10 protein-coding genes and 2 pseudogenes are annotated in these 22,618 nt (G+C 45.5%); 6 read left to right on the top strand and 6 right to left on the bottom strand.

Annotated features, from left to right (window positions below):
• The first annotated feature begins 719 nt into the window (after window positions 1-719).
• Window positions 720-1,748 carry a glycosyltransferase family 4 protein gene (locus QUB51_RS17225; protein ID WP_333234344.1) on the top strand — a complete coding sequence of 343 codons (1,029 nt, stop codon included), beginning with the start codon at window positions 720-722 and terminating at the stop codon, window positions 1,746-1,748.
• A gap of 55 nt (window positions 1,749-1,803) precedes the next feature.
• Here the strand turns inward: QUB51_RS17225 and QUB51_RS17230 are convergent.
• From QUB51_RS17230 to QUB51_RS17240, 3 genes and pseudogenes are all read right to left on the bottom strand, one after another.
• Window positions 1,804-1,942 (bottom strand): annotated as a pseudogene (locus tag QUB51_RS17230) (transposase); the annotation flags it as partial.
• Window positions 1,943-2,075: 133 nt separating this feature from the next.
• Complete coding sequence (locus QUB51_RS17235; protein ID WP_333262458.1) at window positions 2,076-7,943, bottom strand: protein kinase domain-containing protein; 5,868 nt, start codon at window positions 7,941-7,943, stop codon at window positions 2,076-2,078.
• 224 nt (window positions 7,944-8,167) lie between these two features.
• Entirely contained in the window at window positions 8,168-13,564 is a 5,397-nt protein-coding gene (locus QUB51_RS17240) for an AAA family ATPase (RefSeq protein WP_333262462.1), read from the bottom strand.
• Between the two features lie 203 nt (window positions 13,565-13,767).
• On the opposite strand from QUB51_RS17240, the pseudogene QUB51_RS17245 reads away from it, so the two are divergent.
• Window positions 13,768-14,463: pseudogene (locus tag QUB51_RS17245) on the top strand (IS1 family transposase); the annotation flags it as partial.
• A gap of 79 nt (window positions 14,464-14,542) precedes the next feature.
• On the opposite strand, the gene QUB51_RS17250 reads toward QUB51_RS17245, so the two are convergent.
• A complete protein-coding gene (locus tag QUB51_RS17250; RefSeq protein WP_333057711.1) occupies window positions 14,543-14,935 on the bottom strand; it encodes a hypothetical protein in 393 nt (130 codons plus the stop codon).
• Between the two features lie 571 nt (window positions 14,936-15,506).
• Between QUB51_RS17250 and chlP the strand changes: the two genes are divergently transcribed.
• A complete protein-coding gene (chlP, locus tag QUB51_RS17255) occupies window positions 15,507-16,727 on the top strand; it encodes a geranylgeranyl reductase (RefSeq protein ID WP_333057710.1) in 1,221 nt (406 codons plus the stop codon).
• Between the two features lie 147 nt (window positions 16,728-16,874).
• Here chlP and QUB51_RS17260 read toward each other — a convergent pair whose 3' ends face one another.
• Complete coding sequence (locus QUB51_RS17260; RefSeq protein WP_333208277.1) at window positions 16,875-17,417, bottom strand: Dps family protein; 543 nt, start codon at window positions 17,415-17,417, stop codon at window positions 16,875-16,877.
• Window positions 17,418-17,772: 355 nt separating this feature from the next.
• On the opposite strand from QUB51_RS17260, the gene QUB51_RS17265 reads away from it, so the two are divergent.
• From QUB51_RS17265 to QUB51_RS17275, 3 genes are all read left to right on the top strand, one after another.
• A complete protein-coding gene (locus QUB51_RS17265; protein ID WP_333057709.1) occupies window positions 17,773-18,018 on the top strand; it encodes an Asr1405/Asl0597 family protein in 246 nt (81 codons plus the stop codon).
• A gap of 73 nt (window positions 18,019-18,091) precedes the next feature.
• The gene (locus QUB51_RS17270) at window positions 18,092-18,754 is read left to right on the top strand and encodes a (2Fe-2S) ferredoxin domain-containing protein (protein WP_333057708.1); all 663 of its coding nucleotides are present in this window, start codon (window positions 18,092-18,094) and stop codon (window positions 18,752-18,754) included.
• A 255-nt stretch (window positions 18,755-19,009) separates the two neighbouring features.
• On the top strand, window positions 19,010-20,341 hold the full coding sequence (locus QUB51_RS17275) for a hypothetical protein (protein ID WP_333262466.1): 1,332 nt from the start codon (window positions 19,010-19,012) through the stop codon (window positions 20,339-20,341).
• Between the two features lie 38 nt (window positions 20,342-20,379).
• On the opposite strand, the gene QUB51_RS17280 is transcribed toward QUB51_RS17275, so the two are convergent.
• Entirely contained in the window at window positions 20,380-22,542 is a 2,163-nt protein-coding gene (locus tag QUB51_RS17280; protein WP_333208274.1) for a flavin-dependent dehydrogenase, read from the bottom strand.
• Between the last annotated feature and the right edge of the window lie 76 nt (window positions 22,543-22,618).

The raw sequence follows: 22,618 nt of genomic DNA on the forward strand, positions 1-22,618 counted from the left end.
TAACTTACAATTTTAATTGTTATTGTGGGATGGGCGTCCCGCCCGTCATGAGTGGACGGGCGGGACGCCCATCCCACAATCTTGTGGAAGTTATTTAATTCTCATTCCTTAACCCAAGCGTATTGGGTAATGATTGGGAGCTCGCTTTAATTAAACATAAAATCCGATCGCTTTTAGAGTCCCGACAACTAGGCGCGAAGTTGAGGTTCTCCGTATTCTGTTTTTATATGTGGTATTACTTAGCAAATCCGGCTTAATACCCGGTCGGTTATCTTAGTGCGTAAGAGCCGGGATGAGAGTATGTGTAGCAGCCATTTAAATCACCACGTTATCTAAAACGCTTGGAAAACCCTATTTAGTAGGACGCCAAACATATGGGAAAAATTATTAGTGCGTTTTGGATGCTCCTGTTTTATTCTTTACAGTAAAATTACATAATTTTTGGTTCAGGGTCTTGTCAGTGAATTCACTTAAATGTTATCTTATCAGCATACAACCACTGTCAGACTGCCGAATCTACTTTTCAATCAAACGAGACTGGTCTCTAAACCGAGCCGGATTATTCTATATCCGTGTTTAGAAACAAGTAAAAAAACTTTACTTAACTCAAGATGAATCCCATGTTAAAACTGAGTGCTTTATTCCCAATCCATTGCAATGACCGAGCCATCAGCCACGTATTTTTTTCAGTGTGCAAACAATGGCAAAACCCTGAGCTGATGGCTCGCATGGTTGTCCCGAGTTGCGATAGCTCCTGTCGCGACTCAAATATAGTTGAAGCAATTCCGTCATTGCTGAAAAAACTGTATTACAGCAGCCATAGTGCTCCCAAAATTAAGGCAGAGAAGCGTTTTCTCAAAGATATCAAAAATTTTGATGTTGCCTACTTGTGGCCCGGTCTCTCAGTAGATACTGTAAAGAGCGTTAACAAGCAGAGTAAGCCGATTTTTTTGGAGCGAGTTAATACTTGTCAAAGGCAAGCTAAGAGTATCCTTGACGATGCTTACTCTCGCTTGGAATTGCAACCTCAACACACAATTACCCCAGAAACAATTAAGAACGAAGAGCAAAAACTCAAGCTAGTTGACTTCCTGTTTTGTCCCAGTCCGGCAGTAGTAAAATCGTTTCAAGACGCCGGAGTTCCTGAAGAAAAACTGCTGTTAACCACTGAAGGTTGGTCGCCAGAGCGTTTCCCCAATTATCAATTCCAAAAACCGCCTTCAGAGGAAGTTAACGTCCTTTTCCTAGGCTTTGCCTGCGTCCGCAAAGGGGTTCACCTACTGTTGCAGGCTTGGGAGCGAGCTGGGATTAAGGGAAAGCTGACTATTTTTGGCAGACTCGAACCGGCGATCGCTCAAACTTGCAGCCATTTGCTGGAACGTTCTGATGTAGTTCACTTTGATTATGCTTTGGACTACAGTTCTGCCTATCGCCAAGCTGACTTTTTTGCCTTACCCAGTCTCGAGGAAGGTAGCCCACTCGTCATCTATGAAGCGATGGGTCATGGTTTGCCTATTCTGGCTTCACCGATGGGAGGAGGCGGTGTTGTGCGTGATGGCATTGACGGCATAATTCTTCCTCCCTACGATACTGACGCCTGGGTGGAGGGACTGCGCCAACTATCTAATTCTCCTGATTTGCGCGCTAAAATGGGAGCCGCCGCCCGCCAGCGAGCTTTGGAGTTGACTTGGCCACAAGTTGCTGCTAGGCGCGGAGAGCAGATTCGGCAAAAAATGCAGGCAAAATAAAAACTAAATAGGAAAGGACTGACCAAAAAAATGGGATGCAAGCCCCTTCTTCTGTGGCCGGCTTTTCTTGATTTCTGATATACTCCTTCAAAACTTCTTTCTTACGCACCTCCAGCAGAAACAGCAAAATAACTAGGACTCCATAATGCTTCTTTGTGGGGTTTTTTGTGTCTAGCCTGCCCGTACCGACGGCTTAAAGGTTGAGTCGAATTTAGGTGATAGGTGGAATGAATCGGCTAATGAGCAGTGCGTTGAGCTAAGATTGCACCCAGCCATAGAAAAGGGGTAAAACTTTTGACTATGACATAAAATTATTTTGCAATAGGTCTAATGTAAATTGTGTAGCCTGTCTTTGATTTTTGTGCGAGTCAACAATGCAGACTCACAGCGTTCCCAGTAAATTTTAGCAACGCGATCGCCCTGATTCTGACGCCAACACTCTTCAAAAAGCCGCGCCGCTTCAAAGAACTTCCCTTCCGAGTAAAGTGCCCTAGCTTCTGCAAACAATTCCAGCGTAGCTAACTTCGCCTGTTTAATTTCTGGTGAATCTGCATCAAACACCTCATAAATCGTCACAGCTTCAGATTTTCCCTTGACTTTTACCGTATCGAGAGTGCGGATTGCGTACTGGGAAGGATTTTTCAGGCGCCCATAAGTGGGCTGCGTAATTAACAGCGCCACCCCATAATTTTTTGTCAAACTTTCCACACGAGAAGCTAAATTCACCGCATCGCTGATGACCGTCCCGTCCATGCGATTTGGTCCTCCCACAGTTCCCAGCATCAAAGAACCCGTATTAATCCCAATCCCAATCTGAATCGTCGCACAGCCAGCGTTAGCGCAGTATTCATTGTATTCAGCGAGGCGGTGCAGCATAGCAATTCCCGCTTTCACCGCATTATCCGCCTCGCCGCTAAACAGCGCCATAATCGCATCGCCAATATATTTGTCGATAAACCCGTGATTTTCATTAATGACTGGTTCCATGCGAGAAAGATAAGAATTTATAAATTTGAAATTATCCTCCGGCGTCATAGTTTCCGAAAGCGTGGTGAAGTCGCGAATGTCGGAAAACAACACCGACATTTCTAACTGCACTTGGTCGCCCAATTCCACATCAATAATGCTTGATTTCTCTAAAAACTGGAGGAATTGATTGGGAACGAAGCGCTCATAAGCTTTGTTGAGTAGAAACAGTTCAGCGGTAAATCTGATTCGCTCTGTTTCCGCTTTTTTGCGATCCGTGATATCTTGAAAGGCTACAATTGCATAAGAAATATTGTCCTTTTCATCATAGATGGGAGTACCCCAAGCCTCGATCGGAATAATCTTGTTGCCTTGGTGGATTTCCATATCCTCAGCGGTGGCACTTTCGCCCCTCAACGCTCGCACAATCGGCAATTCAGCAGAGGAATATTCCCGATCTGTACCAGCTTTATACACTTGATAAACCTCGGATATTTGTTCGCTGGTGACGTTAGGAATAACTCCTTTACCTAATAATTGAATAGCAACACGATTATTATAGTAAGGTTTGCCAGAAGCATCCAGCACTGACACCCCGACTGGAATTGCTTCTAAAAATTGAGTCAGCCTGTTTTCACTTTCGCGGATTTCTGTATAGAGTTGAGAATTTTGAATCGAGATAGCCGCTTGTCCCGATAACAGTTTTAATAGTTCGACTCTTTCAGGGGTAAAAGCTCCGGCTGTTAGGTTATTTTCTAGGTAAACAATACTAATAATTTGAGATTGGTTAATCAGCGGCACGCATAAAATTGATTTGGGCTGATTTTTTCGGATGTAGGGGTCGTTGGTAAATTGTCCCTCTCGGACAGCATCATCAAGTACCACGCTTTCTTGAGTACGACTCACATAATTGACAATTGCGGAGGAAAGTTCTTGACAGGTTTCAACGGGGATTGACTGCAACACGGTGACGAGTTCGGAGTTTATGGATCCTTCAGCTTCAACTAATAGCTTTGCCTGGTTTGATAAAATGAGATATCCTCTTTGCGCCCCCGCATTCTCAATCAAAATTTTCATCAAGTTAGACAGTAGTTTATCCAGCAAAATTTCACCTGAAATTGCGGTTGCTGCTTTCATTACTGTGGTTATATCTAAGTTAGTAGCCAAACCAGTGGTCGTAACTTTTGCGCTAGCTTTAGTGTTTTTTGTTCCCACCTGAATAGGTTTTAATAAGGGGGAGTATCGCCTTTCTAAATCTTTTATTTTAGCAGTAGATCCCCATTGGATATAACAATAATACGCCTCAATCATGTAGAGTTGAGCCAATTTTTCTTTATCCCATTCTAGGTAAAATTTGGCTGCGAGTTCGTTGGCAAGGGCTTCTTCGTTGAGAAATTGATTTTCTTTAGCGAGGAAGATGGCGCGATCGTACATTTCAATCGCCTCAGCTTTATTACCCAACACCCGTTGCCGTTCTGCCTCAACTAAATACCATTTATGCAGATAATTCATCGGAGCATTTTGCGCCCACTCTTCGAGGGTGGTTCGATCAATTTCTACTAAGCCAAGAATTTCTGTTTGCTCAATTGCTGGCTGTGTGGGGAAGAGTGCCAAGTGTGTCAGAGCTGCATAGAAATGGAAAATGGGAACAAGAACTAATCCCGATACTGCCATTAAATACTGTTTGGCTTGAGCAATGTAATCGATCGCAGCCGTGTAATTGCCATAGCAGTAAGCAAGCAGCAGTTTGTAGATGTAGGCAGTAGCGATCGCCGTGAATTCATTAACCTCATGGTGTTTAGGAATCATCACCGTTTCATCGTAGGCAGAGCCGATTAAGCAATCCGACAGAATCCCGTCTTCCCTCAAGTTCAACACCATCTGCTGCGTCATATCTAAATAAACCTGAGCAGAATATTGCTTTACCTGCGCCATGACAGCACTGTAAGCTGCTATTTCGGGTTCCCAGGTATCCAGTTCTACCCCACTGAAAAAGTTGGTATGAAAGTAAAAACCTAGGTTGTTGCCAGCGTGTAGAAAATCGCCAGTTTCTATGCTAGCCGTATAGCCCTCTTTCAGTGTTGATATCGCTGCTCTCATAGCTTCCTGATGATGCTGAATCATGGCCCCAAACAGAACTAAAATGACGGGCTTGAATTCCTGAATATTAAAGTGTTCGAGCAATGAGAGTGCTAATTTGCCAAAGGCATAGCCAGTTTCTACTTGTTTCAAAAAACTACACAACACTATACCGTGAATTCCATACCCCTCGCTTGATGCCGGTGCATTTCCAAAAGAGAGCGATAAACTCACCATTGTCGAGCTAAGCAGTGGTAGTAATTCTGGCAGTCCCTGGTAAATGGGTGAAATTAACATTCCTAACAGTTGCATAGTTGCCTGAGTATGAAGATCGGTCATCACAGGCAGGTTAATCAATTCTTCTACCCTTCTTCCCTGGAGTTGACTGGCAAGGGTTTGTAGAGCTTTGTTAATCAAAGCTTCGTCAGGTTCGGGAGGCAGTTCAACTCCTAATTGCAAGAGTGCATCTCTACCCACTGCGATCGCCTCCAACATCTTGCCCTGGGCTGCATGAGTAGCGATTTGAATTTCGTAAATTTTAATTTTGTCTAAAATCGTCTTAGCTTCTTGCAATACCAATGCTGCCATCTGTTCCATACCCTCAAAGTCAGCATTCAAATAGGCAGCTTCGGTAGCAGCAACATAGAGATTCAGGGTCAATTCATACTGAAGAAGCCAGCAGTTGGCTGTTAGTAGATCAATCCCTGTTTGCAGATAGACCATTGCGGCTGCGTAGGCGGTAGAATTTCTGGCCTTACCTCCCGCTTCTAAGTTGAGTAGGGCTAAGGCTTCTCGTTCGCTTAATTGATTGATTAACTCAATTCCTTGATTTAAATGCCCCACAATATCAAAGAGTTTTTCTTCTCTTTCTATGTCCGAATATTTGTGTAGGAGTAACTGTCCAATTTTGAGATGAGTAGCTTTTTTTTTGTTTTCGGGTATTAGGGAATAAGCTGCTTGCTGGACGCGATCGTGCAGGAACTTATAAATTGGGTTAGCCACAGACTCAGTAGGGGATTGAGCATCTGTTTGAAGGAAGTTATAGCCTTCTTTGATCAGTATAATAAGTCCTTCTTGCAAGGCTTTCCAGAGTGCTGATTCCGTTTCTTCGGGTAATTCTTCGCTGACTATTGCCAATGTCTCTAAATCAAACTGTGCCCCAATGCAAGCCGCCAACTTGAGAACATTCTGAGTTTCTTTCGGCAACTTCTGCAATTGCGCCGCCATAAACTCCACCACATCCGAGGCGTGGGTAAGTCTAGCTTGAGCAATATCGCACTGCCACCCCCCTTTACTTCCCCCCTTAGTAAGGGGGGACACAGGGGGGTCAAAGATAATTTGACCATCTTCATACAGCGACTTGAGGAATTGAGTCGAGAAAAAGGGATTACCTTGGGTTTTTTGATAAACCAATTCTGTCAAGGGCCCGGCCAAAGATAAATCGCAAATCAGCGTATCTGCTACCAACTGATTGAGATATGCTAAACTCAACGGTTGCAGGGTAATCGTATTCACCACTGCCCCAGACTTCACAATCTCATCCACAGTCAACATAAACGGATGAGTCGGTGATACCTCATTATCCCGATAAGCACCCAATACTAACAGATGCCCCCTATCCTCCATTAACAGTTGTAGCAACTTCAGGGATGCCGAATCCGCCCACTGCAAATCATCTAAAAATATCACTAAGGGATGTTCGGCGGTGGTAAATACTTGCACAAATTTCTGCATCAGCAGATTGAAGCGATTTTGGGCGGCACTCCCGGACAATTCTAGTGCAGGACTTTGAGCGCCAATGATGTGTTCTAATTCAGGAATTACGTCAATCAAGACTTGCCCACTCTCGCCTACTGCGGTGAGAATCATGGTTTTCCATCTGTGTAACTGAGCGTCACTTTCTGATAATAATTGCCCCATCAATTCCCGAAATGCTTGCACAAATGCACTAAAGGGAATATTTCGTTGAAATTGGTCGTATTTGCCTTTGATAAAATAGCCACGCTGTCGGGCGATCGGCTTGTGGACTTCATTAACTACTGCGGTTTTACCAATCCCAGAAAATCCAGCTACTAGCATCATTTCACTGCCGGATAAATGCGATCCCCCCCCGCCCTGGGCGGGCACGGGGGCACCGCCCCTACTAACGGAGTCACATGAAGCCCCATTTATTAAGGGGGGCTGGGGCGATCGTCTTGATGCAATCCGTTCAAAAGCAGCTAATAGATTATCAACTTCACTTTCCCGGCCGTATAACTTTTCGGGTATCAGGAAACGGTCTGTAATATCTCGCTTTCCCAAGTCAAATTCTTCTATGCTATCGGTTTGTTGTAATTGAAGCAGACACATTTCTAAATCATGCTTTAGCCCCCCGGCTGTTTGATAGCGGTTTTCTGCGTTCTTCGCCATCAGTTTACTGACAAGTTGAGACACAATTAGGGGAATTTTTGGCTCTATTTCGTGCGGAGGAACTGGCTGTCTAGCAATGTGGCAGTGAACAAGTTCTAAAGTATCTTCAGTCTCGAAAGGTAGTTTTCCTGTCAACAATTCGTAGAAGGTGACACCGAGGGAGTAAAAGTCAGTACGGTAATCGAGAGTGCGATTCATTCTCCCCGTTTGTTCTGGTGAAATATACGCTAATGTGCCTTCTAAAATGTTGGGGTTTTTCAGGGTGGGCGTTTCTCGCGTTAGCTGAGTGGATATGCCAAAATCAATAATTTTTAATTGTTCTGTTTCCGGGTTGTAAACAATATTTGAGGGATTAATATCTTTGTGGATGATGTTGGCGCTGTGAATTTGCCCTAAAATTTCAGTTGTGGCGATCGCAATTTGTAAAAATTCTTCAAGAGTAAAGGATCGCTGCTGCATCCAAATTGTCAAGGATTCCCCGCCAAAGTCCTCAACAAACATCACGAGGCTATTTTGGTATTTTTGCAAGTCATAGACTCGCACGACTCCCGCCTCTTTCAACTCTTGGGTGATGCGGTATTCGGTGCGGTAGCGCACCAATTCTTGAGGTGTGGGGTAGCTTTCTTTGAGGAGTTTGAGGATAATTGGCTCTTTATCTGCTTCCCGAATGGCCCGGTAAACCAGAGAGTTGGCGCTTTCATAGAGAAGTGTCTGGACGGCAACGCCTGGAATCGAGAGCATATTGGTTTTTTTTGCTAAAAATTAAAGCTAACTCAAAACGCACCAGCTTTCTGTATACAATAGCGCGTTAGAAACGAAAAATTTTTGTTTTTGTAACAAATGTTTAGTTTTTCCGGTAGCACCCTGCAAATACTTTGTGGTAGCCCCGATCGCGATCGCCTAGTTTGTAGAGTGTCTCAACAGTCGATCGCACTTTTGGTGTAATTTTCAGGTATAGCAACCGCTTAATGTAAATTGTGTAGCCTGTCTTTGATTTTTGTGCGAGTCAACAATGCAGACTCACAGCGTTCCCAGTAAATTTTAGCAACGCGATCGCCCGGATTCTGACGCCAACACTCGGAAAACAGTCGCGCCGCTTCAAATAACTTCCCTTCCGAGTAAAGTGCCCTAGCTTCTGCAAACAATTCCAGCGTAGCTAACTTCGCCTGTTTAATTTCTGGTGAATCTGCATCAAACACCTCATAAATCGTCACAGCTTCAGATTTTCCCTTGACTTTTACCGTATCGAGAGTGCGGATTGCGTACTGGGAAGGATTTTTCAGGCGCCCATAAGTGGGCTGCGTAATTAACAGCGACACCCCATAATTTTTTGTCAAACTTTCCACACGAGAAGCTAAATTCACCGCATCGCTGATGACCGTCCCGTCCATGCGATTTGGTCCTCCCACAGTTCCCAGCATCAAAGAACCCGTATTAATCCCAATCCCAATCTGAATCGGCGCATAGCCCGAATTAGCGCGGTTTTGAGTGTATTCAGCGAGACGGTGCAGCATAGCAATTCCCGCTTTCACCGCATTATCCGCCTCGCCGCTAAACAGCGCCATAATCGCATCGCCAATATATTTGTCGATAAACCCGTGATTTTCATTAATGACTGGTTCCATGCGAGAAAGATAAGAATTTATAAATTTGAAATTATCCTCCGGCGTCATAGTTTCCGAAAGCGTGGTGAAGTCGCGAATGTCGGAAAACAACACCGACATTTCTAACTGCACTTGGTCGCCCAATTCCACATCAATAATGCTTGATTTCTCTAAAAACTGGAGGAATTGATGGGGAATAAATCGCTCATAAGCTTTGTTGAGTTGAGCCAGCCTGCTTTCATTTTCGCGTACTTCTGTATAAAGCTTAGAATTTTGAATCGAGATAGCTGCTTGTCCAGATAATACTTTTAATAGTTCCACTCTTTCAGGGGTAAAAGCTCCCGCTGTCAGATTATTTTCTAAGTAAACAATACTAATGATTTGAGATTGGTTAATCAGTGGCACACATAAAATTGATTTGGGCTGATGCTTTCGGATGTGGGCGTCGTTGGTAAATTGTCCCGATCGCGCAGCATCATCTAGTACCACGCTTTCTTGAGTGCGACTCACATAATTGACAATTGCGGAAGAAAGTTCTTGACAGGTTTCAACGGGGATTGACTGCAACACAGTGACGAGTTCGTCATTGATGGTTCCTTCAGCTTCAATGAACAGTTGTCCCTGGCTTAACAAAATTAGATAGCCTCGTTGCGCCCCTGCATTTTCCATCAAAATTTTCATCAAGCTAGACAGTAGCTTATCTAGCATAATTTCTCCAGAAATCGCCTGAGAAGCCTTCATGACTGCGGCAATATCTAGGTGATTTCCCGAACCAGTCGTTGTCATTGCTACGGTAGTTTGAGTGTTTTTCCTTCCCGGTTGAGTTACCGCGAATAAGTGAGGATATCGCGTTTCTAAATCCGTTACCTTAGCAGTGGCTCCCCATTCAACATAACAATAATACGCCTCAAATATGTAGGCTTGAGCAACTTTTGTTTTGCCCCATTCCGAGTAGAATTTGGCTGCTAGTTCGTTGGCCAGGGCTTCGTCATTAACATATTTGTTTTCTTTGGCTCCCGAAATTGCGCGATCGTACATTTCAATCGCCTCAGCTTTATTGCCCAAAACTCGATAGCGTTCTGCTTCCACTAAATACCATTTATGCAGATAATTCATCGGAGCATTTTGCGCCCACTGTTGCAGCGTGCTTTGATGGGTTTCCACTAAGCCAAGAATTTCAGTTTGCTCAATTGCTGGCTGTGTGGGAAAAAGTGCCAGGTGCGTCAGGGCAGCATAAAAATGAAAAATGGGAACAAAAGCCGATCCAGATACTCCCATCAAATACTGTTTGACTTGGGAAATATGGTCTAGGGCAGCCGTATAATTGCCATAGCAGTAAGCAAGCAGCAGTTTGAAGATGCAGGCACAGGCGATCGCCGTAAATTCATTATCCTGATAGTGCTTGGGAATCATCACCGTTTCATCGTAGGCAGAGCCTATTAACAAATCCGGCCGAGTATGGGTTTCCCTCAAGTTTTGCACCGTCTGCTGAATCATATCCAAATAAATCTGAGCAGAATATTGTTTCAACTGCGCCATGACAGCCCTGTAACCTGCTATTTCTTGTTCCCAAGTGTCTAGTTCTACACCAGCGAATAAATGAGTATAAAAGCAAATATATATGTTGTAGCCAGCATCTACAAAGTCGCCGGTTTCCATACCAAACCTATAGCCCTCTTTCAGCGTCGGTATCGTTGCCAAAAGAGATTCTTGGCGATGCTGAATCCAGCCACCAAACAAAAGTAGAACTGTGGACTTGAATTCGGGTACATTCAACCTATCCAGCAATGAAAGTGCCAATTGCCCAAAGCCATAGCCCGTTTCCACCTCTTGTAAAAAGGCACAGAAAACCATCCCGTGCATCGCATAACCCACCGTCGATGGGGGCGCATTTCCAAAGGAGAGTGATAAACTCACCATCGTGGAGCTCAGCAGGGGCAGCAAACCGGGCATTCCCTGGAAAATGGGTGGAAACAACATACCAGACAATTGCATAGCTGCCTGAGTCTGTGGATTTGTCATCACAGGTAGATCAACCAATTCCTCAATCTTTCTGCCGCCGAGGAGAGCCGCAAGGGCTTGTAGCGCTTTGCCAATCTTGGCTTCATCAGGTTCGGCAGGGAGTTCAATCCCCAATTGTAAGAGTGCCTCTCTTGCTACTGCGATCGTTTCTAACACCTTGCTCTGAGCTGTCTGAGCGGCAATTTTAATTTCGTAAATTTTAACTCGATCTAAAATTGTTTGAGCTTCTTGCAAAACCAGTGCTGCCATCTGTTCCATACCATCAAAGTCACCATTCAAATAGGCAATTTCAGCAGCAGCAACATAAAGATTTAGCGCCAATTCATATTGACTTTGCCAGCAGTTTGCTGTCAGTAACTCAATTCCCGTTTGTAGATAGATATTAGCCGCAGCGTAGGCGGTAGAATTTCTAGCCTTACGTCCAGCTTCTAAGTTGAGTAGGGCTAAGGCTGAGCGTTCACTTAATTGATTGATTAACTCAATTCCTTGATTTAAATGCCCCACAATATCAAATATTTTTTCTTCGATTTCTATCTCAGAAGAACTTTGTAGCACTAACTGTCCTATTTTCAGATGAGTGGCTTGTTTTTGCTCGTCGGGAATCAATGAATAAGCCGCTTGCTGGACGCGATCGTGCAGAAACTTATAAGTGGGATTAGCAACAGACTGATTCAGGGATTGAGCATCTGCTTGAATAAAGTTATAGCCTTCTGAAATCAATAAAATGAGTCCTTCTTGCAAGGCTTTCCACAGCGTTGATTCCGTTTGTTCTGGTAATTCTTCGCTGACTATTGCCAATGTCTCTAAATCAAACTGCGCCCCAATGCAAGCCGCCAGTTTGAGGGCATCCTGAGTTTCGGCAGGCAACTTTTGCAATTGCGCCGCCATAAACTCCACCACATCCGAGGCGTCGGCAAATTTAACTTGATTAATATCGCACTGCCACCCCCCTTGTACCCCCCTCTGTCCCCCCTTGGTAAGGGGGGATGAAAGGGGGGTGGGGGATTGAGGAGGGTTAAAAATAATTTGACCATCTTCATGCAACGCTTTGAGGAATTGAGTCGAGAAAAATGGATTTCCTTGAGTTTTTTGATAAACCAATTCTGTCAGGGGCCCGGCTAAAGATAAATCGCAAATCAGCGTATCTGCTACCAACTGATTTAGATCTGCTAAACTCAACGGTTGCAGGGTAATCGTATTCACCACTGCCCCAGACTTCACAATCTCATCCACAGTCAACATAAACGGATGAGCCGGTGATACCTCATTATCCCGATAAGCACCCAATACTAACAGATGGCCCGTATCTTCCATCAACAGTTGTAATAACTTCAAAGATGCGGAATCTGCCCACTGCAAATCGTCCAGAAACATCACTAAGGGATGTTCGGCGGTGGTAAATACTTGCACAAATTTCTGCATCAGCAGATTGAAGCGATTTTGGGCGGCACTCCCGGACAATTCTAGTGCAGGAGGTTGAGCGCCAATGATGTGTTCTAATTCAGGAATTACGTCAATCAAGACTTGCCCACTCTCGCCTACTGCGGTGAGAATCATGGTTTTCCATCTGTGTAACTGAGCGTCACTTTCTGATAATAATTGCCCCATCAATTCCCGAAATGCTTGCACAAATGCACTAAAGGGAATATTGCGTTGAAATTGGTCGTATTTGCCTTTGATAAAATAGCCACGCTGTCGGGCGATCGGCTTGTGAACTTCATTAACTACTGCGGTTTTACCAATCCCAGAAAAGCCAGCTACTAGCATCATTTCGGCACTAGCATTACGAACTCTTTCAAAGGCTTTTAATAAATTATCAACTTCAGTTTCTCTGCCGTATAACTTTTCGGGAATCAGGAAATGGTCTGTAAGATCCAGCGTTCCCAAGTCAAATTCTTCTATGCTATCGGTTTCTTGTAATTGAACCAGACAGATTTCTAAGTCCTGCTTAAGACCCAATGCAGTTTGATAGCGATTTTCCGCATTTTTTGCCATCAGCTTGCTGACAATTTGCGAGAGAATTAGGGGAATTTGTGGATCGATTTCGTGCGGGGAAACTGGTTGTCTGGCAATGTGGCAGTGAACTAGCTCTAAAGCGTCTTCTGTTTCAAAAGGGAGTTTTCCTGTCAGCAATTCGTAGAAGGTGACACCGAGTGAGTAAAAGTCAGTGCGGTAATCGATAGAGCGATTCATCCTACCAGTTTGTTCCGGCGAGATGTAAGCGAGGGTTCCTTCTAAAATGTTGGGGTTTTTCAGGGTTGGCATTTCTCGCGTTAGCTGAGTGGAAATGCCAAAGTCGATAATTTTGAGCTGTCCGGTCGCTGGATTGAATACTATATTAGAAGGGTTAATATCTTTGTGTATAATATTGGTGCTGTGAATTTGCCCTAAAGTTTCAGTGGCAGCGATCGCAATTTGCAGAAATTCCTTGAGGCTAAACTTTCGCTGCTGCATCCATATTTTCAAGGATTCCCCGCCAAAGTCCTCCACAAAAATCACCAGGCTGTTTTGGTATTTTTGCAAGTCATAAACTTGCACGACTCCCGCCTCTTTCAGCTCTCTGGTGATGCGGTATTCGGTGCGGTAGCGTAGCAATTCTTGAGGTGTCGGGTAGCTCTCTTTGAGAAGTTTGAGGATGAGCGGTTGGCGATCCGCTTCCCGAAGGGCCCGGTAAACCAGAGAGTTAGCACTTTCGTAAAGCAGCTTCTGGACGGCAATGCCTGGAATGGAGAGCATATTTATTTTTCTTGTAATAATTAACGCGAAGTCAAAACACACCGGGTTCGTTGTATCGAGAATAGCGCTTTAGAAAGGAACAAATTATGTTTTTATAACACACTCTTAGTTTTTCGGCAGCGAAGTGGCTTTCAGGTTGTCTGGCATAGTAAGGGTAAGGAGTTATCATGCGACGTACCTAAGCCTTGTTAATTCTCAACTCCATGAATTGTCACCGTTTCGGTTATCCAAACATCGTTAAAAATTGTCCCACCCCCAGCGCTAAGCAAAATTTTGAATGTATATATTGTCACAGGCAGTTTGTTTAAAACCCCAGACATCAAAGGATTTCAGAAGAAACAAAAAATTGAGCGATCGGCTTTTATTAGAAAAAATATCTTGAGTGGCGATTGTCAAATTCACGAGGGTGTCCCCCCGCTGGTTCCAATACTTGTTTTTCAACAATTAGCATGAGTCCCCCGGAAAGTTCAAGTAAAGTCAAAAAAACCAGGCAAGCTAACGATCCAATGTGATGAAATGTAGTCGTTTTTAGGAAATAAGGGGAACAAGCACTGGAAAGAGCGGGCCAATTGATGCCTTAAGCAAAGAAATTCTAGGGGTGTATATAGGAAGTCGAGTTGAAATGGGTGCTAAAGGTTTTTGGGATTCCCTCCCAGTAGTGGACAGACAATGTGCCGTCTATTATACAGATTTTTGGGCAGGCTCAAAAAAAAATCCCCAGCGACACAAATCTCTGGGGGAAGATACTGGCAAAACTTCTGATATGGAAAGATTCAATAACACCCTTCAGCAAAGGATATCTCGTTTGGCAAGAAAGACTTTGTTTTCATCTATCTATAAAGATATCCAATCATGTGAGTATCTTCTGGTATTTTATCCATGATTACAAAGTTTCTTTACCCCTAAAAATGTTTAGGATTTTTCGTTGGTATGCAGGACTACCAGACTTTGTTCTCATGATTTTGGAGAGTCATTGATCTACTTCCGCTTACCCTTCCCGGCTACAAACTCCCGCAGCCGAAGTAAACTAGCAGTTTGCCCCAAATTCAGAGGCAGCAGCGAAACTCCTTCCAACCGAGACTGCACCCAACCATCGCCCCAATACCACTCGTGAAATCCGTCAATTCCCTGACTCAATAACAGCCGCAGACAATTGTGCTCAACAATATCAACGTGATGCTGAACTGCCACGGGGCCTAGCCAACTTGTAAAGGTCAAACCTTGAGCAAATTCTTCTGGCAAACCGCTAGACAACTGCTGCGGCCACAGCCACTGCTGCAATTGACTCGGACGCAACAAGCTGTCTCTAATCGCTGTTTCGGAAGCTTCAAGCTCAATCCGCAGGTTGCTTTGTTGAAAATTACCGAGCATAAGAATTTTAGATATAACTGCAAGTAACTTTAATGTAACTTATTGGAATGCTTCTAAGTAAAATGTTGCACCATTCGGGTAAAGTAGGGGCGGGTTCACCAACCATCTCTAACTCTCACCAACAATTAAAATAAACCCGCCCCACCCCACTAAAAACCCCCAATTGACATTGGTGCAACATCTCAGTTCTCACCGAGTATCCCGATCGAACATCATATCAAGTCCGGTTGATTAACCGCGATCGGCGAGGTCGGGGCGGGTTTACGAGATTATTAGTTTTAGGCACTGATGGTTGGCGAACCCGCCCCTACAGTGGTTTGACGGAGGGTGCAAAATGTTCGATCGCACACCAGCGCACACCACTGCACATCACCGTCCATCCACCTTCATCTACACTGAAAGATTTAAGATATTCGATCGCACCTACTGCCCGAAACCCGATTTTCGTATCGAACTGTTAAGCTCTGTTTCATTTCATTGAAATCTCCCCTGCTTCACCCCACCGCATCCAAACTCCGTGATACCATCACACCTGAGTAATGCCTATAGAAAAAAACTGGAGAGAAAAGCTTTGACACTAAGGGTTGCAGTAGTAGGTTCAGGCCCTGCGGGTTCTTCCGCCGCCGAAACACTGGTAAAAGCAGGCATCGAAACATACCTATTCGAGCGTAAATTAGACAACGCCAAACCCTGCGGTGGGGCGATTCCCCTGTGCATGGTCAGCGAATTTGACTTGCCGCAAAGTATTATTGACCGCCAAGTCAGAAAAATGAAAATGATCTCCCCCTCCAACGTCGAGGTGGACATCAATATTGAAAACGCCCACGAATACATCGGTATGTGCCGCCGCGAAGTTCTCGATGGCTTCATGCGCGATCGGGCCGCTTCCTTGGGTGCAAAACTAATTAACGGCACCGTTCACAAATTAGAAATTCCCGGCAATAATACAGACCCCTATACTCTCCACTATGCCGACCACTCCGACGGCAGCGCAATGGGAATTCAGAAAACTCTGAAGGTGGATTTGGTAATCGGGGCTGACGGCGCTAACTCTCGCGTAGCAAAGGCGATCGACGCTGGCGACTACAATTATGCGATCGCCTTCCAAGAGCGCATCCGCCTGCCGGAAGATAAAATGGCTTACTACCACGACTTAGCCGAAATGTACGTCGGCGATGACGTATCTACCGACTTCTACGCTTGGGTGTTCCCCAAATACGACCACGTAGCCGTCGGCACCGGCACGATGAAAGTCAATCAAGCCAGTATCAAAAAGCTGCAAGCAGGCATCCGCGCCCGCGCTGCCAAAAAACTGATGGGCGGTGAGATTATTAAAGTGGAAGCTCACCCCATCCCGGAACATCCGCGTCCCCGCCGGGTTGTCGGCCGAGTTGCTCTCGTAGGCGATGCTGCAGGTTACGTTACCAAGTCTTCTGGCGAAGGTATCTATTTTGCCGCCAAGTCTGGCCGGATGTGCGCCGAAACTATTGTGGAGATTTCCAATAAAGGCGCGCGCATTCCGACTGAAGAGGAAATTAAGATTTACCTGAAGCGGTGGGATAAAGCCTACGGCATTACTTACAAAGTTCTTGACATTTTGCAGCGCGTGTTCTACCGTTCCGACGCTACCCGCGAAGCTTTTGTGGAAATGTGTGCCGATCGCGATGTGCAGAAACTCACATTCGATAGTTACTTGTATAAAACAGTGGTACCCGCTAATCCTTTCGTGCAGATGAAGATTACCGCGAAAACCATTGGTAGTCTGTTGCGCGGGAATGCTTTAGCGCCTTAATTCCCTGCGGATAAACGCACTTTGTATAAAAAAGCGGGCAGTCACAAAACTGCTCGCTTTTTTTTCGATCTAAGATAATGAACTGTCAAAATTCACAGGCGAGACGCCGGTGCCACGTGTGCTAAGGAAGAGGGAGAAGAAGAATTGTTAGTTCAAGTTCAACTGCACTAAGGTATCGGGGGCGAGGAAGTGGGAAATGTGATAAGCCCGCTCTTCTGTTTTTAGCAGGATTTTTTCGTAGAGGTAGCGCGTAGCTCGATCGCCCAAACTTTCTGCTTGCCCTGCTTGACGGCGCAGCAAACCGAGGATAGCTTGCTCCGCAATTAAATCGTGTTCTAGCATTTGGCGGCAGGAATATACGCCGTCGGCTTCCGGCTCAAAACAGCACAACTCAGCTAGCTTGCTAAAGCTAGCTGCTGGTATGCCGCCCAACCCGTTTAACCGTTCGCCCAACTCGTGGACGCTATCTTGAGCTTCTCCGTAGCTTTCTTCAAAGAATTTGTGCAAGGAGTAGAATTCTGCCCCTTCCACCACAAAATGATGTTTTTGATATTGCAGGTATAGAGCCTGAAAACTGGCCAGCAGCGCGTTCATTCCTTCACAAATCGGTGCTGTGACTGAATGTTCCAGTAGAACTGGGTTTTCGGCTATGTGGCCAAACGGTCTTAATGCACTCTGAGTCTCAGTCATGTGTGTTCTCCTCTCAATAGGCAGTTTTGTTGCCAATAGAGTCAGTCTAGCACCGTAAATTTACCAGTCAAGCAGAGTCTGCCTCAATAGTAGAAGATTTTATAGAGTAGGAATTTTTTTTTGTAAACCTATTGAGAATTATTAGCAGTTGGGTTATGCTTGAACAAGATCCTCGTTCTGAACGCTTCCTGAAAAGGGGGCGAACCTTCTGAAGGCAGAAGGCAGAAGGCAAAAGGCAGAATTTTTCAGGAAGGGCTTTTGATAATCCTTGATGTTCTGCTGAAATCTGGCTTTTAACTTCTACCCGCTACCAGTCAGGGTAAAAATTAATGCAAATTATTACTGTTGTTAAAAAATGAATCCAGCAGATCCAGAATTAGAAGTTTGTGACATTGTGCAAGTTAGTTGGCTAGATAGGTGGCAAGTTTACAAACGCTTGCAAGAACTAGAAATTCCCTGCTGGTGTGCGGTTGACCAACCTTTGCGGGCAAAAGTCAACACTGTTAAACAAGCGGCTCAGTTAATGAGCGTGTTGAGGCAAGTCAGTGCCCCTCGGTACGAACTGGTGCAGTGGCTGGAATACTGCTGGCAAAGGGGCTAAAGGTAGAAGGAAGTTCGGCAACGAGCAATGTAGAAGATGTAACGGATGTAACGGATTTAAAGGAGTTATAACAATGTATAAGTCTGGCAAGCAAGTTTCTGAATTCAGTTTAGAGGGAGAAATCCTCGGCCTGATTATTGAAGATGGCTGTAAACTTAAATATTTGCGAATTAGTAGCGATCGCGGAGTAGAATATCTTGTTAAACTTTGCAAGGAATTGCGGTCATTTCTGTCGCCTATTTTGACACCGGGGTTGAGAGTTCAAGTTGTAGGTGAGAAAGAACTCAATTTGAAAAACGGTAAAATAAAACTTAAAGCTCGCAGCCTCAAGCTGGCTCAAGGTCAAAATGATCGATCGCACGAACACCTTGACTCCACCAATGTACCTATTGGGTTATTGACATCGGACGATCGCGCGATCGGCAAAACCCAAGTAACCTCTCCCACAGCAGCTCAAACTGTAAAAGCTCCGGCAAAAACCCAAACCAAAATATTAGTATGTCAAAAATCAGACTGCCAGAAGCGGGGCGCTGGAGGAGTCTGTAAAGCTTTAGAAAATGCTTTGAATGCGCGCGGTTTAGAAGACAAAGTGACAGTACAGGGAACCGGATGTCTCAAACAGTGTAAAGCCGGCCCAAATATAGTGGTGATGCCGGACAAAACTCGCTACAGCCGCATTGCACCGGCAGAAGTTCCAGCAATTATTGACAAACATTGTGCAGTTGTTAAAGCTTAGGGATCGCCCGGATGCCGAAACAGTGCGTTAGAGATCGGGAAAAATTATTTTGATAGGACTCTGGGCGAAAAACTTACAGGCGCATCTTACGCCTGAATGTGAGTTCTGGTTGTAGTTCGATCGCGCCACTCGATTCAGAGGTTATTGTCCGAAAAAACCGGAAAAATGCCAAAACTATCACTTAGGGGCTTCCTTCTGTAGAATCTCTAAGGATAGACTGTATCTGAGACCCTGTGAGTATTGGGATAAAAAGCCATGTCAGAAGCTGATCTTCGAGCCCATCAGCACCAACCGCACCCTGCTGTTCCATCCGATACCGAACCATTGCATTCAGATTTTGCTGCTACTGGGGGTTTTGAGCCGATCGCCCCCGATGAGACAGACACTCCCGCAACCGTTCCCCAACAGCCAGAAGAAGACTGGCAAACAGTAGATTTTCCCAACGCCATCAGCGTAGATGCAATTCCCACAAAACCGGAAACAAAAAATTCGCAATCTCCGACACAGCCGACTGAGGCGGGCTCGCCCCCGATTTCAGACAATCTAAAAAATATGCTTGGGAATGCCGAACAGGCCAAGGGCAAAGGATCGACCCCAGTCACCCTTATGCAAGCGCTGCACGAATGCAACCGCGACCTTTTACAGCGCATCGCCCAGCTAGAAACAGCTCTCGAAGAGTCCCAAAAAACCTTGCAGAATCGCGAAACTTTGCTAGAACAGCGGACTGCAGAACTCGAAAATGCTCAAGAACAATTGACGCGGCTGTTTGGCAAAGTGGAAGTTTCCCATCAAACCCTCCAAAGTCAAGAAATTTTAGTCGAAAGTTTAAGAAATCAGTTGGCAACCAGCCAAGTCAGGCTAGCGACTGTTGAGCGAGAATGTGCGTCTACTGTGCAGCGCTACAACGAACAGTTACACCAGTTAGTAGCCACAGAAAATATTTGCAGGGAATTGCGAGCCCGCTTGCAGCGCCAGCAGCGCCACACTCTGCAATTCAAAGCTGCCTTGGAAAGAAGTTTGGACAGGCCGCAGGTAAAGTCGCCAAGGATGGAGCCGCCTGACAATAATCTCGACACCGCCAGCGCACAATTAGAATCTTTGCTCGCGGCGGTCAAAAGCTCTCAGATGCCGGTGCCGCCAGCCTTCAACGCTTCCCCTGTCCAACCTTGGTCGGAACCAGAAGAGCATCCAGAGGTAGCCACTGCTGTTGAGGCGATCGAGCCTGAATCCCCAGCCCCTCTAGAACTCAACAAATTAGCCGAAGTATCCGGCATTCAATTGCACAAGAGCGAAACCTACCAACCTGATGAGCCGGCACCTGAGTTGGCCGAACTGGTTGCGGAACCTGAACTGCCGATGGCTGAGTCTGAACCGGAAACTGCTACCAAAGAGGAGGCTCAAGAATTGGCTAGGGCTTTTCAAATTTTGAACTCTGTTGAAACCTTTGGCATTCAAGAAGTGCGATCGAGTGTGGCAAAACCTACAGCAGTCGCCCAACCAGACTGGCTGAGCTTGATTGCCAGTCCGCTGCGGGCTTCTAAAAAACGCCGATCGCTAGCTGAAATTGAATTGCCGAGTTTTCGATAGCGAATTGAAGTTGCTAGTTTTGAGTTAAAACTCAAAACTCAACACTCTTTTCTCCCCTTTCCCATGCCGTAGGTGAGAGCATAGCTGGTAGCCAACAGCCACAGCCAAACAGCCGGATACCGGGGCTCCAACCAAGGCTTTACCCTGCGGGCGAAGCTGGGAAGCCATCCGAATAGCAAACTGGCCAAAGCCAGCAGAGTAAAATTCAAGTAACTTCCCAGCCAGCGCCAAATATCCCCCAAGGTGACAAAATCTAAAATCCACAAAAGGAGAGAAGGGTTTTTTCCGGCTGCTTCGATCGCCAGTCGATTGAAAGTTAGCCAGTCGGTTCTATCTTTAATAAAAGTTTCGGCGACGGCGAGTTTTTGTGCTGCCAAAATACCGAAAAAGGTATTGAGCATTGAATTAATTCTTTGGGGTGGCAAACTGCTGCCGGTAGGAACCATCATGCCTTTAGAAAATAGCCAAGTTACTGAAATATTGCTCTGGTAGGCGCGAATTTGGTTTAAGTGATTTGCCGTCAACAAATTGTGCTTTAATGCTGTATCCAACAGGTCTGTTAAGCGGAAAAGATTGCGGACAAGAGAGCCGAAGCCTGTGAAAACGAGGGGAGATTGCAAGGATGCTGCGTCGCCGATCGAGACTAGGCGATCGATCGCCACGGAGCGATCGCTGCTGTTGCTGCTAAAATGCCCCGGAATATAACCAAAGGTCGGTTTTTTCCACACCAATTTATCGACATCGCAGCGACGGTATTCCGGTAAAATTGCGAAAAAATCCTCGTACATTTCCAGCAAAGAACCGGGGTTCTCTGGATGTACTTGGTGGTAGTGAAATAGATAAACTGTCAGTTCTGTGCCGGCGCCGGGAAACAACTCCCAAATGAGCTGGCGTCCGCGGGAAATGTCCCCGTGAGTGTGGAGTACATCCCCGTAATCGGAATCCCATATTCCCGGCTCAAATCCTCCGTCGATGACTGCTCCCACTGTCGGACAAACGCTGTCAAAAGTCCGCCCTTCGTTCAATTGCCAAGCGATGGGAGAAGCCGACCCCATTGCATCCACCAGCAGCCGTCCTAATGCAGTGCGATCGGCTTTTGTCGGCAAGTGGCGGCCCTGAACTACTACTTTTTCTGCTTCAACATCTGCTCTGATAAACTCAGTTTCGTCCCAGATTTCTCCACCAGCTTCTGTTAGCTTAACTCCCGCTAAATTCAGCAATTTCTCTCCGTCCAAAGCTACATTGAGTACCTTTGGTGTGTGCAGAACAGGCGCTTTAGCCACGAACGGATTGTTAGCATCAAAAAACTTGTTGTAGCCATCTTTGTATTCTCTGGCAATCAAAGTTTCGATTTCTGCAGCAGTAAATAAACCCAAATCAATTAAGCTTTGAATTTCGTCCCGCGAAATATTCCACTCGCGATTCATCCGCCCGAAAGGCATTCGCTCAACTAGCAGCACCCGGTAGCCCAATCTCGCCATGACTGCGGCGTGAATCACTCCCAAGGCCCCGCCAATATAAATTAAGTCGTAAAAAGTATCGCCAGAATCAGACACCGAAACTGTACTTTTTACCTTCTTCTTAACATCGGTTACATCCGTTAAATCCGTTACAGAATCCGTTGCCGAACCCTCTTCCTTCAAAAACACTACTTGTTTTGGCGTTTGAGGATTGCGAGTGCCTTCGCGCCAACGCTGTTCCCACCAGTAGACGCGCTTGAGGTCATATTCGCCATTAGGCATTTTTTGGAAGTATTTGACGGTCAAGGGGTAATAGGGGGCAAGAGCCTCAAAAATTGACTGCTTGGAGAGGTCTATGACAGGGGGTTCCCGGTAGCGATCGGGAAACTTGTTTCTTACAGCAAGATTCAGAGCTTCCAGGAACTTTTTTTCTCCCGCAGGCGCCTCTTCTAGACGAAAGACTTTTAAATAAGTGGTGCGTTGCAGTGACCAGACAAAGGTGGAAAGTTCTGTCGATCGCCAATTTTGGTTTCCTGAATTGGTGTCAGCCAAGGCGGGTTTTGGATTGGCATTTTGAGTTCCAGACTTCTGAACCTCGGCTGTTGTGGCTGGTGAAAGCAGGCGAAAGCCGTCAGCAGTAATAATTTTTTCTCCCATTCCGGGATCGAATTCGTGCTGCAACCAAGTGCAGACTGCTGCTGTATCCGGTGTCGGAACTTCTAGATAAAGAATTTCTTGCATGATTAGGCTCTCAATTCTGAATAAATTAATAAAGATGGGGGAGTTGACAAGGGAGCAAAGTAGGCTATACTCCCGA

The sequence above is a fragment of the Microcoleus sp. AT8-A3 genome (assembly GCF_036705675.1).
Lineage (GTDB): Bacteria > Cyanobacteriota > Cyanobacteriia > Cyanobacteriales > Microcoleaceae > Microcoleus.